This window comes from Marivirga tractuosa (assembly GCF_042140215.1).
Taxonomy (GTDB): Bacteria; Bacteroidota; Bacteroidia; order Cytophagales; family Cyclobacteriaceae; genus Marivirga; species Marivirga tractuosa_A.
In genome coordinates, this window is sequence record NZ_CP159478.1 from 4,553,749 (window position 1) to 4,566,758 (window position 13,010).

General features: G+C 31.3%; 11 protein-coding genes. 5 read left to right on the top strand and 6 right to left on the bottom strand.

Going from position 1 to position 13,010, the window contains the following annotated elements:
• The 3 genes from ABWH96_RS20250 to ABWH96_RS20260 are packed head-to-tail and all read right to left on the bottom strand — an operon-like array spanning position 1 to position 2,039.
• Positions 1 to 150 (bottom strand): DUF5989 family protein, encoded by a 150-nt coding sequence (locus ABWH96_RS20250; RefSeq protein ID WP_375579307.1) that lies wholly within the window; start codon positions 148 to 150, stop codon positions 1 to 3.
• Between the two features lie 27 nt (positions 151 to 177).
• Positions 178 to 696 (bottom strand): carbamoyltransferase C-terminal domain-containing protein, encoded by a 519-nt coding sequence (locus ABWH96_RS20255; protein WP_375579308.1) that lies wholly within the window; start codon positions 694 to 696, stop codon positions 178 to 180.
• A 38-nt stretch (positions 697 to 734) separates the two neighbouring features.
• Entirely contained in the window at positions 735 to 2,039 is a 1,305-nt protein-coding gene (locus ABWH96_RS20260) for a carbamoyltransferase (protein ID WP_375579309.1), read from the bottom strand.
• A gap of 675 nt (positions 2,040 to 2,714) precedes the next feature.
• Between ABWH96_RS20260 and ABWH96_RS20265 the strand changes: the two genes are divergently transcribed.
• Positions 2,715 to 4,931 carry an exopolysaccharide transport family protein gene (locus tag ABWH96_RS20265; RefSeq protein ID WP_375579310.1) on the top strand — a complete coding sequence of 739 codons (2,217 nt, stop codon included), beginning with the start codon at positions 2,715 to 2,717 and terminating at the stop codon, positions 4,929 to 4,931.
• Here ABWH96_RS20265 and ABWH96_RS20270 read toward each other — a convergent pair.
• Entirely contained in the window at positions 4,928 to 5,857 is a 930-nt protein-coding gene (locus ABWH96_RS20270) for a sulfotransferase (protein ID WP_375579311.1), read from the bottom strand. The two genes, ABWH96_RS20265 and ABWH96_RS20270, sit on opposite strands and share 4 nt — an antisense overlap.
• A gap of 121 nt (positions 5,858 to 5,978) precedes the next feature.
• Between ABWH96_RS20270 and ABWH96_RS20275 the strand changes: the two genes are divergently transcribed.
• The 4 genes from ABWH96_RS20275 to ABWH96_RS20290 all read left to right on the top strand — a co-directional run bounded on the left by ABWH96_RS20275 (position 5,979) and on the right by ABWH96_RS20290 (position 9,490).
• Positions 5,979 to 7,190, top strand: coding sequence for a glycosyltransferase (locus ABWH96_RS20275; protein ID WP_375579312.1), 1,212 nt, complete (start codon positions 5,979 to 5,981; stop codon positions 7,188 to 7,190).
• A gap of 105 nt (positions 7,191 to 7,295) precedes the next feature.
• Entirely contained in the window at positions 7,296 to 8,051 is a 756-nt protein-coding gene (locus ABWH96_RS20280; protein ID WP_375579313.1) for a hypothetical protein, read from the top strand.
• Positions 8,052 to 8,100: 49 nt separating this feature from the next.
• Entirely contained in the window at positions 8,101 to 8,730 is a 630-nt protein-coding gene (locus ABWH96_RS20285) for an O-antigen ligase family protein (RefSeq protein ID WP_375579314.1), read from the top strand.
• A 55-nt stretch (positions 8,731 to 8,785) separates the two neighbouring features.
• A complete protein-coding gene (locus ABWH96_RS20290; protein WP_375579315.1) occupies positions 8,786 to 9,490 on the top strand; it encodes a TolC family protein in 705 nt (234 codons plus the stop codon).
• Between the two features lie 707 nt (positions 9,491 to 10,197).
• Here the strand turns inward: ABWH96_RS20290 and ABWH96_RS20295 are convergent.
• Positions 10,198 to 11,817, bottom strand: coding sequence for a hypothetical protein (locus ABWH96_RS20295; protein ID WP_375579316.1), 1,620 nt, complete (start codon positions 11,815 to 11,817; stop codon positions 10,198 to 10,200).
• Positions 11,795 to 12,997: a hypothetical protein gene (locus ABWH96_RS20300; RefSeq protein WP_375579317.1), complete on the bottom strand. Its 1,203-nt coding sequence runs from the start codon at positions 12,995 to 12,997 to the stop codon at positions 11,795 to 11,797. The genes ABWH96_RS20295 and ABWH96_RS20300 overlap by 23 nt, the downstream gene beginning before the upstream one ends.
• Positions 12,998 to 13,010: the final 13 nt, after the last annotated feature.

The window sequence follows — 13,010 nt, forward strand, 5'->3', positions numbered from 1 at the left end:
CTAAAACAATGTATAGATAAATGGCGCAATAGCTGAACTACCACCTAAAACCAATAATACCCCTATCAAAATTAGGAGCATAATTACTGGCGCTAACCACCATTTTTTTCTGGCTTTTATAAAGTGCCATAAATCTCTTAAAAAATCCATTTTTTGTATATTTTAAAATATAATAATCTAATCTAAAACGTATTCCGCTTTCCAGTTATCGGTATCCTTCCACTCTGGCTGTTGCGATTTGTCAAATACATATCTACCCATTACTAGATAATCCATCTCAGTCCGCATAAAACACCTGTAAGCATCTTCTGGAGTACAAACTATCGGTTCGCCCCTTACATTAAAACTTGTGTTCACCACCATTCCATAACCTGTTTTGGATTTAAAGGCTTTAATCAAATTCCAATATTCAGGATTTGTCTTTTTGGACACCGTTTGAATTCTAGCTGTGAAATCCACATGCGTAATAGCAGGCACATCTGATCTAAGACTGTACAATTTATCCCTTAAAGGAAGTGAAAGATAATTTTCAGGCAACTTTTTTCTTCTCCCTTCCTTAATTGGCTGTACTTCCAACATATATGGAGAAATCACTTTTTTATCAAAAAACTCTGATGAGTCTTCCTCTAAAATAGAGGGTGCAAATGGACGAAAGGATTCCCTATATTTTATTTTTAGGTTTAGTTTCTTTTGCATTTCCTCATTTCTCGGGTCGCCTAATATACTTCTTGCTCCTAATGCCCTTGGCCAAATTCCATGCGCCCTTGAAACCAACCAACAACTGAGCCATTAGCCAATAAATCAGCCACCAATGAATAGAAGTAATCATCATCTTTGATTAGAGAAGAGCTGGCACCATACTTTTTTGCCACATATTGAATATCCTTATCCAGATAGGAAGGGCCTAAATACGAGCCCTTTATTTGATCTAACTCATCGGAAATAATTCTTTCATTATTATAATAAATATAATAAGCTATCAAGGCTGCTCCTAATGCACCACCAGCATCTCCTGCTGCTGGTTGAATAAAAATATCTTTGAATATCTTCTCATTTAATAATTTACCATTTGCCACGCAATTCAATGCAACCCCTCCTGCCAAGCATAAATAATCACTATTGGTTATTTCCTTTGCATGGCGGGCCATTTTAATCACAATTTCTTCGGTGACATTCTGAATGGCCAGACCTAAATCACAATGTTTTTGCTCTAGGTCGCCTTCTGGCTCCCGTTTAGTCATGCCAAAAAGCGGCTCCCAGGCATTATCCTTAACCATTTTCAAGCCTGTGGCATAATTGAAATATTTTTGATTTAACCATATCGAACCATCATCATAAATATGAATCAATTCCGATTTGATTACTTCCTCGTACTTCTTAATATTCTCATGATCTTTTCTCCCATAAGGCGCTAATCCCATTAATTTATACTCCCCTGAATTAACCCTAAACCCTAAAAAATAAGTGAATGCAGAATACAATAATCCCAGAGAATGAGGGAATTTTAATTCCTTCAAGATACTTATATTGTTATCTTTTCCGTGGCAAATAGAGGCTGTGGCCCATTCGCCTACACCATCAATAGTTAGTATGGCAGAATCCTTAAAATTAGAAGGGAAAAATGCACTGGCTGCATGAGACAAATGATGCTCTGGAAATAATAAATTAACCTTTTTTTTATCGAAAGCCTCAATTTTTCTTAGCTCATCAAATATTAATTTCTTTAAGAAAATCTTCTCTTTTAGCCATACTGGGATAGCGGTTATAAAGGATTTTAACCCTTTGGGTGCAAAACCATAATAAGTTTCAAGGAGTCGTTCAAACTTTAAAAATGGCTTATCATAAAAGACAATGGCATCCAGCTTATCTAAAGAAGTAGCACATTCCTGTAAGCAATATTTCACCGCATTTGTTGGAAATGACGGGTCATGCTTTTTACGAGTAAAACGTTCTTCTTGAGCTGCAGCTATAATATTGCCATCTTCCACAATTGCTGCCGCAGAATCATGATAAAAAGCAGAAATTCCTAATATCTTCACTTAAGCGTATTTAAAAATTGATAAGTTTTTTCTTAATTTTTCCTCTTTTACTCAGAGCAAAATTTAATTGGCTGTTGTTTCTGAAATAAACATACTAAAACATTCTGATTAGAAAAAATTTTAACTAAACATCTCAAAATGTTTACAAGTTGAACGAGGTTTTGTAATGAAAAAATATTTAATTGCATTCAATTAACATCCTAAATGAGCAAGAGAGTATACTTTTTTGATTTCGCAAGAAGCTATCCTATCTTTTTGACATTGTTTGATCATTCAGTTCATGAATTCAATATCTGGTCAAGTTATTGCTTTAATCAAGATATTTCCATAAAAATATTGACAACTTTCAAATAGGGCATTTTAATTTTTTAGATAGAATTTAATAAAACAAGAGTGCAAAAGATGAATAATTATACCAATTTACAACAGAATCAAATTTAATCGTTAAAATAAATGATTTTGAATTACTTATTGAAGTTAATGCCGTATTCGTCAAATTTGATATTATAATGCTAGTTGTAGCAAAAATCCCTTATAAAAGTAATCTTGCATTGCAAAGAATCTTTTAAGTTTTTCTTTTAGTGTATTACTTAACTATATTAACTTAAAAGCAATTTTTTAATGAACTATTACGATATTTACTGTTAGTTTAAAAGACCTTAAATTTAAATCCTCATGGATATTTTATACCTGTTAAATGAATTATGGAGAAAGAAATGGATAATCATCCTCATTCCAATAATTTCAGTTATAGCGGCTTTTCTACTCACCATGAATTTAAAGCCCATTTATCGATCTAATACGCAAATTGCTACTGGTTTCACTACTAATGAAGGCGTTAATATATCAGACGAGAGATTCAATCTAAGAGAAGTTGATTTAAAATTTAACAACTTGCTAGCTATTATGAAATCAGGCACGATCTTGAATATGGTTTCATACAAAATGGCAATAGATAGAATAAACAAAGAATTAGAAGCTGATACACCAAAATCAAATTTCACAAATGACGAACTACTTTTAGCTGAATCTATTTTTCAATCTTATCTAAGAAAACAGGAATCATTTTCTATAGAAGACGAAAAATCAAAATTACTAAGGGAAATTTTAAACGAATATGGCTACACCTTTAATTTCTTCCGAAATGGGTTTGATATAAAAAGACTACCAAATACTGACTTCATACAGGTCTCTTTTGTATCTGGAGACCCTGAAAAATCAGCTAATGTCCTAAATGTTTATTGTGATGAATTTCTTCGGTACTATGCCAATACGAAAAGGGAATCAACCAGCGAATCGGTTACTTTTTTCGAAGAATTAAAAAAGCGAAAGAAGGAAGAGCTGGATGATAAAAATCAAGCGCTAAAGGTATTTAAATCAAGTAACAATTTAATTGGAAGCAGTGCGGATGACAATCGTTCCACTCAAATGTATGAATTAGAATCGCAAAGAGACCAAATCAACAATAATATTTACGGATTAAGATTAAAGTTGGAAGATTACAAAGCCACTTTAGCCGAAAAAACGAGTGGAAATAGAAATGTTTCAACATCAAGTTCGAATGAAAGGATTTTAAATATCAAAAAAAAGATTGACAATCTAAATGAGAAATTCATTAGCTCAGGCTCTAATAATGCACAACTTCTAGATTCGCTTAATTTACTAAGGCAACAATATAAAGTAGAATTGACATTAATGGAAAGAGGCAATTCTGCACAAGCAACAAAAGGGCTAAGTGCAGGTGAACTTCAAGACCTAATTAAAAGTACCGAAATCGAATTACAGGTTCAAGGATCAAGACTTGCTGATGTAAATAATAAAATCAACAATATTAGAGGTAATTTATCAAGCTATGCCAATAATGAGGCAATTTTAAGTACATTAGAAAGAGATGTGCAAGTAGCTTCGGATGAATACTTAGCAGCTGTTGAAAAATTTAATGAAGCTCAAAATAAATTAATGGCTTCTGCTGGTTCGATCAGACAAGTTTATAAAGCTGTCCCCCCTGCAAGCCCTGAACCATCTAAAAGGCTAATTATCATAATATTAGCTGGTTTTGCCACATTTGGACTTTGTATATTTATAATTATTATGTTGGAAGTCATTGATACCAGTATGAAAACCCCTGCTCAATTTGAAAGGCTTTCAGATTTAAAACTTTCAGGTAGTTTGGTCAAAATTGATACCAAAAAATTGAATTTCATCAACCTTTTCGCCAAAAAACAGGAAGACGATGAATTGGAATTATTTAAGCATTTTCTTAGAAAAATAAGATATGAGATTGAAAATGATAATGCCAAAACTTTTTTAATCACTAGTGCTAGAGAAGGTGTAGGCAAAACTTTTACAATTTTTTCTTTGGCTTTTGTATTAAGCATGATCAAAAAAAGAGTGCTCATTATTGACACTAATTTTAAAAACAACGCCTTATCAAATTGGCTAATCTCTCCTAAGAAAAAAACTAAATATCTTGATCAAGGCAAAACAGACAGGACAGAATTAAGGCTATATAATGAAGAGGAAGAAAATGAAAATAGTACACAAAGCGATATTGATCTAGTACAACCTACAAAACATAAAAACATATTTATAATTGGTAATGGAGGAGGTAACGAATCCCCAGAGGAGATTTTTTTCAACAAGGATTTTAATAGCTTGATTCAAGGCTTATCTAACAGATTCGATTATATTTTATTGGAAGGCTCCGCATTAAATAATTATTCTGACTCCAAAGAATTAGTGAAATATGTTGATAAAATCATCCCAATATTTTCAGCGGAAGACAGTATTAAACAAATGGATAAAGATTCGATCGCTTACCTTAAAAAGCAAGAAGATAAGCTTTCTGGCGCAATTCTTAATTTAGTTGATTATAAAAATTTAAACGTCTAATCCAGCCAATGACTAACATCTTTATTGATTAATTTTTGTAACAAAAGAATATCCTCTTTATAGATTTCATTAGATATTTGACGCTTCAATTCTTTAGTTAATTTCGGCTTTGAGAGGTTTTTACTTCTCAAATCATTTACTTTCTTGAAAAGGAATTTATTTCCCTTTATTCTTTGAATGCTTTTTTCTGAAATGATTTTTTTCATTCCTTTGAAAAAAAAACTATTTGACCCAATTAATTTGTCAACTATCGGATTTTTAATAAATCCCGACTGATTGTAGGTAATTGAAAAATCAATTTCAAAATCTTCCTGAACACCTAAAAATTGAAAAATCTGCCGATGAAGTTTCTCTGGGTTTTCTCTTAATTCTTCATATAGAAAAACTTTTATTTGCGACTGATCAAAAAGCTTAAAATACCTGTCTAGATATTTTCCATAATAACCTTCCTTTATCAGGTCATTTCGTTCCCACCAAATAGAGTTTCTATCCAAGCAATCTTCAAACTTTTGAGTGGGCAATTTACTATCTCTTGCCAGGTGCAAATATCTAGAATATAGCCTTTCTGCAGGTTGCCTTAAAATGGCAATCAGTTTAGCATCAGGAATATAGTGTTTTATTCTAGCTGCTGCATTTTCATGATACATATAAGTATTGGATGTTTCACCCCTAACTTGATATGATTCTGCTCCTTCAAATAATTTTAAATATTCATCAATATTTGTGACCGAACTATTATAATGCTTCAACTGAGGTTTACCCTCAAAATCTTTAGCAGTATTTAATTCATATCCGAAAAAATTAGGCTCTTTCACAGGGCTGATAAAAATGTTGGGGTGTTGCTTTAAATAATTATCTACACTGGTTGTTCCTGATTTACCTGCGCCAATTATGAGAAAATTAGGAAGATTCTTGAATGAATTCATTTATATCAATAATTGTTAGATGAAATTCCAAAATTAAAAAGACCATAATTAATTCTTTAAAATTACAGTTAAATTTTGCACATCTCAAAGATTTCGTTGTAATAAATATTACTTTTGTGAAATGGAGTTTTCTCAAATTATATACATTGCATTAGCCAGATGGGATGGTCAATATGCTTCTACTGCATTTTCTATTGCTGAAGAATTATCAAATCAGCAAAAAAAAGTTTACTATATTGAAAATCCATTGACCTTAAAAGACATATTCATTAACATTCATAAAAAAGAAATTACAAAAAGGCTTCCTGCACTCTTCCTTGGAGTAAATAATACATATAAAATAAAAAACAATTTAATTGCTGTCACTCCACATGCTGTTTTACCTATAAATTGGATGCCTAAAGGGAAAGTGTACGATATATTTACAAAATTCAATAATACTTTATTTAACAGTTCTATAAAAAAGATTGTAAAACAGGAAAAGTTAAAAGATTACATAATCTATAATTCATTTAACCCTTTTTATAATTTTGTTTCCAAATCTACCCCTGCAAAACTGTCCATTTACCAATCAGTAGATGATATCAGCCAATCTGATTATATTAAAAAACATGGGCCATATCTCGAAAAAAAATATGCTCAATCTTCTGATTTGGTACTTGTTACCTCTTCTCATCTTAAGAAAAAGTTAAGCATATATAATAAAAACACTCATTTGGTTGCTAATGCCGCTGATGTTAGACTTTTCAATAAGACCTTAAATCAGGAAGGTAGCGAAGTCCAATTAGGTGAAACTTTAGCAAAATATAAAGTGGTAATCGGTTATGTCGGCAATATTTGTCATCGGATAGATTACAAGCTACTTTTAAATATAGTTAATGAATATCCTGAGTATTTATTGCTAATGGTTGGCCCAATTAATACCAACAAACCCGAACTTCAAAAACTGAAGAAATATGATAATGTATTCTTTGCAGGCTCAAAAAAACCTACAGAATTAATACCCTACCTTAGAAAAATGAATTGTTCAATAATTCCATTTCTTATTAATGAGTTAACCAAAAGTATTTATCCTTTGAAAATTAATGAATATTTGGCGGCAGGCCTTCCCGTGATCACAACTAATTTCTCTGAAGATATTAAAAGCTTTAAAGATGTTATATATTTAAGTGATGATGAGCAAGATTTTACAACTCAAATTCAGAGAGCAATAAATGAAAACAGCCCAGAAATGGCAAAAAAAAGAATTGAATTTGTAGCTTCAAATAATTGGACTAATAGAACTTTTCAGATATTGGATATTATTAAAAATCAATCTTACTATGAGCGATAATAAAAATGGAAAGAGGTTTACAAAAAGAGATTTCATCATATTTATATGCGTGGCTTATGTTGTATTTATTTATCTAATAATCTTTCTTAAAATATCATTTATTGAATGAATTTATTTAAGAAAAACATATCATTGAGACAAATATTTCAAGTACTGGCTCTTCTATTTTTGGCTATTCTAATTCCTTACTTGATGGTCAAAATATCTTATTTATTAGCCGTAATACTATTAATCACAATTGTATCATTTCTTGTTGTAATTAGTATCTTTTGGAGTTATAGGACAGGCCTTTATATTTTATTAGTTTATAGTTCATTTATATTCTTGATTGATAGAATATTAATGGTTGATGTGCCCTATGGAATTGCGGTTGAGTTCCTTATTATATTAATTTTTATTGCATTACTAATCCAACAGAAAGGTAAGAACAGTTTTCAGTGGAAATTAAATGAACCCATTGTAATCATACAAATAATATTTTATTCTTATTTCATTTTACAAATTGCAAACCCTAATGCTGTCAGCATCTCTGCTTGGTTAGCTTCATCTCGATTTTTAACGACATTTTTGCTGTTTTATATTATTTTACATTTTTTTAGTAGCATTCGCCACATAAAATTCTTCACGATTTCATGGCTTATAATAGCCATGATGGTTGCTTCCTACGGTATTTTTCAAGAATATTTTGGCCTTAGAGATTTCGAATGGCGCTGGATAAGGGCAGTTCCTAACCGTTATGATTTGTATTTCGTTTGGGGTCAGATGAGAAAATTTTCTTTTCTCTCCGACCCATCAGCTTACGGTCTGTTTTTAGGCTTTACTGGACTTTCTACACTTATGATGTCTTTGGCGCTATTCTAAGTCAAAAAGATTTGCCTTGGTTTTCATGACGCTCTTCATGTTTTTTGCAATGTCATTTGCAGGGACGAGAACTGCTTATGCAATGGTTGCAGTTGGAGTGTTTTTGTTCATCTTCATGAACTTACGTGATCCTAGAATACTTGGGATAAGTGTTTTTGTTATAATTTTGGTCACCATTCTAATTACTGGGCCTTTTTACAGCGGGCCTATTAATCGTATGAGATCAACATTAAATCTTTCAGAAGATGCATCCATGAACGTTCGTGATGTGAAAAGAATACGATTACAAAAATATATTAAAAAAAACCCAATTGGTGGTGGAATAAATACTGCAGGAAATGCAGGCCTACGGTACTCTAGAGGTCATCCGTTAGCGGGTCGTTATGATCCAGACAGTGGTTACTTAAGGACTGCACTTGAAATGGGTTGGATTGGTGTGTTTTTGGTGATTTGCTTAAATGGTGCTATTGTAATAAAAGGGATATCAAATTACTTTAGTCTTAAATGTCCAAAATTAAGAACCTATAATTTGATGTACGTCATTCCTTTTTTAGGTTTAACTGTAGCACACTATACGCAAGACGCTTTATTTCAAAAACCAGTAAATATTCTGGTTATTGCAACTTATGCATTAATGGTAAAACTGCCTGATTTAGATATAGAGGAACAAAAATCATAATAAAATAGATTGTTTGTATCTTTTATAATAACTTTAATTTAAATTACTGAATAATATGCTAAGAACTATATTATCGCTGTCTATTTTAGTCATGACCTGCATTAATGGTATCTCTCAATCAATCGACTATAATAAAGTAATATTACCTGAAGGGATTTCGGATATCAGTTTTGAAGAAAAATTAGTGCAATTAGCATGGAAAAATCATCCTGCTAATGAAGAAGTCAAAAAATCAGTTGACTTGGCAAAGTATGATTTGAAAATTTCAAAAAGATATTGGTTGGATGGATTTAGGATGACAGGAAATTTAAATGAATTCAATATTGATCCAGCGAGAGATATCACAAATAGATCTCAATTTTTCCCAAGATATAACTTTAGTCTAGCTTTACCATTAGGACAGCTTTTTACTAATCCTGTGGAAAATAAACAAAGCCAATTAAGAGTGGAAATGGCTGAAAGCAAAGTAAACGCTTTAAAGCTTGAACTCAGGCGAGAGGTGCTTTCTGCCTATAATGATTACTTAATGTTTGAAGAAATCTACAAAATCCAATCTTTGGCACTGGAAGATGCTGAGATGAATCACAGTATAGTAGAGGAAAGTTTTAAACAAGGTGAAGAATCATTTGATAAATATAATGCCAGCAACAATCTAATTAATCAAAAAAAGATAAGTAATATTCAGGCTTCAAATGATTTAAAAAACGCAAAATTGAAATTAGAATCTTTGATTGGCGTCCCACTTGAAGATATACAATAATTTTTCATTATTTATTACAAGCAAAAATATCCATCATTTTTCATTTATATGGTGAATAATAAGTAGGGCTTGCTTAAAACAAAAAAATAAAAATGAACTTTAAACCAAATTTGGCAGTGATCATTGGATAATTTTTTTTCAGCAATTGCAAGCTTTTTTAAGGTAAATCCCCATATTATATGCACTAGAAAATCAAATTTGGTTTGTCTGTATCTGAAATTAAACCCTTCTGATATAACCTGAGTTCGACTCTAATTTGTAAATTCAGATTTTTCACCCAAGGGGTGACCAGCCTATGGCTGGCATCCATTCAATAGACAAGGCGTCTTTTAGAAGATATAGCGGGCTACATCGAGGGAAGACAACTCAGTATATAAAATTATATGGAAAAGCTTTTCCTATTCCACTTCTAAACAGCGATTTTCTACCTAAAAATTCTTTACAATAGCCAGACTTGAAACTCACTATTTATAGGCGGTCTGAATCCTAAATTAGAATCGAACTCAGGTATATAGTTAATCTCTATAAAAAACACCCTCATGAAATGCGTTTTTTTGATTTTGTTGTCATCACGATATACATATTAAAAACTAAAAGAAATCAAATTAGATCCAGATTGTCAACCATTCTTATTTTTCATCAATCGATATGCTTTGCTAGGAGATTCAATAATATCTAAAGCAAGTCTTGCATAAAAATAAATGAATCTATTCATTTTGATTTGTTTTCTTTACATAAACTTCAATATAAGACTCCTCGGGAATTCTCGGAGCCAAAAATTTAAACTTATACTCATAATTTCTTATAATACAATCTCTTACATCATAGGGGTAGAAATTATTTAGATCAGGAATATCTTGAAATAAAATCAAATCATATTCTTCATTACCAATTTTTTTGCAAAAATACTCCACTTCCCTATCGAAAAATGCTACTCCATGGTGATACCATAACGGATGTTGAGTTCCCTTTTCAGTCTTATATGGAATTTCATAGGCCAATTGTGTTAATTCAGACATATTAAGCACTTTCAAATTATCATTTGAATGTTTAATTACTGGCATAGCCAAAATTTTATGAATTCCAGTTTCAGTCTCCTCTGGTATCTTTATGCCCTTAAAACTTTTTATATCAGGAATCAGCCAATTAGACCGTTTCATTTTGGAAGTATCATTTTCTAATACATAAGTGTTTTTAGAAACAACATTCTCTTCTGTTTTATCAAAAAACGGCTTTACTTTCGAACGAATATTCCTGACCCAAAACACATTAGACCACCATAGCCCTACCAAACATATGATTATAAACAATGACCAATTTCTACGGAATAATATTTTTTTATCAATTTGGAGCAATACAATTCCAGCAATGATACTATGGAAATAAATATTTCCGTCTAGAGGGGTGTAGCTTGTCACTTGAATAATAGAAGCCTGAAATAATATAAAAAGACCAATGAAAAAAGGTATGAATATTTGAGTATCAAATACTGCTTTCCAATTGTTATTTATTCGATAAAATAAAATTCCAATGATTAATACTAGGTAAAACTTAATCCATTTAGAAGCACCTAAAAATTCATCAATTAAATCGAATATGGTTAATCTCGAGAAATGTGGAGGCTGACCGTAATTAAACCAATATTGAAAATCATACCCCAAAAAAGGCACAATTAATAATGCCATTACAAATAAATAGCTACCCGCAAAGGTTAGAATACTTAAGAACTGCTTTTTCTTTAATGAAGCAAATAAAATGATGGCTCCTGAAAACAAGAGTGCAAAACCTCCAGTATCTTGTTTTGTCATAAAGGTTAATCCCGCAAAAGCTGCTGAAAGAAATGAATAAAGAATTAGCTTTTTTCTTTCTGTTTCTGCCACAACCTTCAATGCAAAAAGTAGTGATGCCATTTCCAAAACAAATACAAAATGATTGTACCATGGCCAGAAATTGAACAAAGTATAGGATAATACAAAAACAATTAAGGCCACTATCCTTGCCCCAACATCCAACTTTAACTGCTTAAAAATTCTAGTAAACAGAAAATTTGAAATGATATTTATAAATACTTGAACCTTCAGAAGAGTGATTACATAAGGGCCAAATATTTTAAAGAAAATGGCTGGGAGAATCCAAAAAACATAACCCACTGGAGTACCAAAATCACGATAAGGAATTTCCCCCATGGAAATTCGAAAAGCACCTTCCCAAGCTAAAAATAAATTTATCCTGTAGGGAAAAGAAAATAAAAGCGGGATGAAAGGTGTTGCAACAATAATAACCCACTCAATTATTTTCAGCCTATCATTTTGATTTAATAGCTTCAAGCTTATCATTTTTATATTGAGGTTGATAGTATAAATAAAATATAATTGAAAAAATAGTCGGTATTAAATAAATCAAAAATGAAATAACCCACAACTCATAAGGTACACCATATTGATTTTTACCTAAAGCTCTTTCGCTAAATACTGAAATAAATGGTGCAAAAATAACAACTAAAAGAATCATCAGTATTGAAGTTATTAGCACATATTTATTTTTTAGAAAATTAATCCACAAATCCTGATGCTTTGCAATATGTTTTAGGCTGGATATTATTACCCATGGAAAAATCAAATACAATAATCGAATCTCATTAAAGATCCCGAAAAGGAAAGTGGTTAAAAATATCATAAAAACAGCTAAAAAAACTGCCTTATTGGAAAACAAACCAATATTATCATTCTGATTTTGATTGTTTCTAAAAGAAAAAAGAAAAGGTGGCCATAAATAGGAGAATGATAAAAAACTAAAAAACACCAATTGAAAAGGATTTGATAAATTCCAATTAAGTCCTAGCCAAAAATCGTATGGTTCAGTTCCCGCCTGCCACCTAAATATCAACCAGATTAATAATGGTAATGCACTAAAAATGAGTTTTTGAAGTATTGATACCTTTGCAAAAAGCAATACTAAAAATGGTAACAGCAATAATGTTTCCCTAATAAACACACCAATGCAAATTATAATGAGATAAAAAGCATACTTTCTATCATACAGAAAATAAATAGCTGACAATAAAAATAGAAACGCCAATTGATCTTCCCTGGTATGTACTGGTAGTGTATAAGCGAAAAGGACTGGTGCCATGGTGAGATGCAGCAATACACCTAAAAAAGATAAAGAAATTGACTTTAAAATCTTTAGTAATAAAAGATAAAGCATGCAAGATGTAGCAATAAAGAATAGCCAACTCAAAATCAAATAACTCCAGTAGAACTTTTGATTTTCACTTCCTCCACCAGGAATAATCTTACTTACACCTTTAACAACCAAAGGAAAAAGTATCCGATATTTAAAAGGAGGGGTTTTGCTTAGCCCCCATTCTGATAAGTTAAAGGAAGTCGATTGTAATTCTTTCGCTAAACTCTCTTTATTTTGGATATAGCCGTCAAAAGCATACTGGTTTAAGAAAAATATAAAAGTGCTTAAAACTGCGATGATGATCAGCCGATAATTTAACATTTGTTGTATACAA

Excerpts from the sequence above, each read along its gene's own strand:
- ABWH96_RS20250 (WP_375579307.1), bottom strand. The coding sequence starts at position 150 with ATGGATTTTTTAAGAGATTTATGGCACTTTATAAAAGCCAGAAAAAAA.
- ABWH96_RS20255 (WP_375579308.1), bottom strand. The coding sequence starts at position 696 with ATGCAAAAGAAACTAAACCTAAAAATAAAATATAGGGAATCCTTTCGT.
- ABWH96_RS20265 (WP_375579310.1), top strand. The coding sequence starts at position 2,715 with ATGGATATTTTATACCTGTTAAATGAATTATGGAGAAAGAAATGGATA.
- ABWH96_RS20270 (WP_375579311.1), bottom strand. The coding sequence starts at position 5,857 with ATGAATTCATTCAAGAATCTTCCTAATTTTCTCATAATTGGCGCAGGT.
- ABWH96_RS20275 (WP_375579312.1), top strand. The coding sequence starts at position 5,979 with ATGGAGTTTTCTCAAATTATATACATTGCATTAGCCAGATGGGATGGT.
- ABWH96_RS20280 (WP_375579313.1), top strand. The coding sequence starts at position 7,296 with ATGAATTTATTTAAGAAAAACATATCATTGAGACAAATATTTCAAGTA.
- ABWH96_RS20285 (WP_375579314.1), top strand. The coding sequence starts at position 8,101 with ATGTCATTTGCAGGGACGAGAACTGCTTATGCAATGGTTGCAGTTGGA.
- ABWH96_RS20290 (WP_375579315.1), top strand. The coding sequence starts at position 8,786 with ATGCTAAGAACTATATTATCGCTGTCTATTTTAGTCATGACCTGCATT.
- ABWH96_RS20300 (WP_375579317.1), bottom strand. The coding sequence starts at position 12,997 with ATGTTAAATTATCGGCTGATCATCATCGCAGTTTTAAGCACTTTTATA.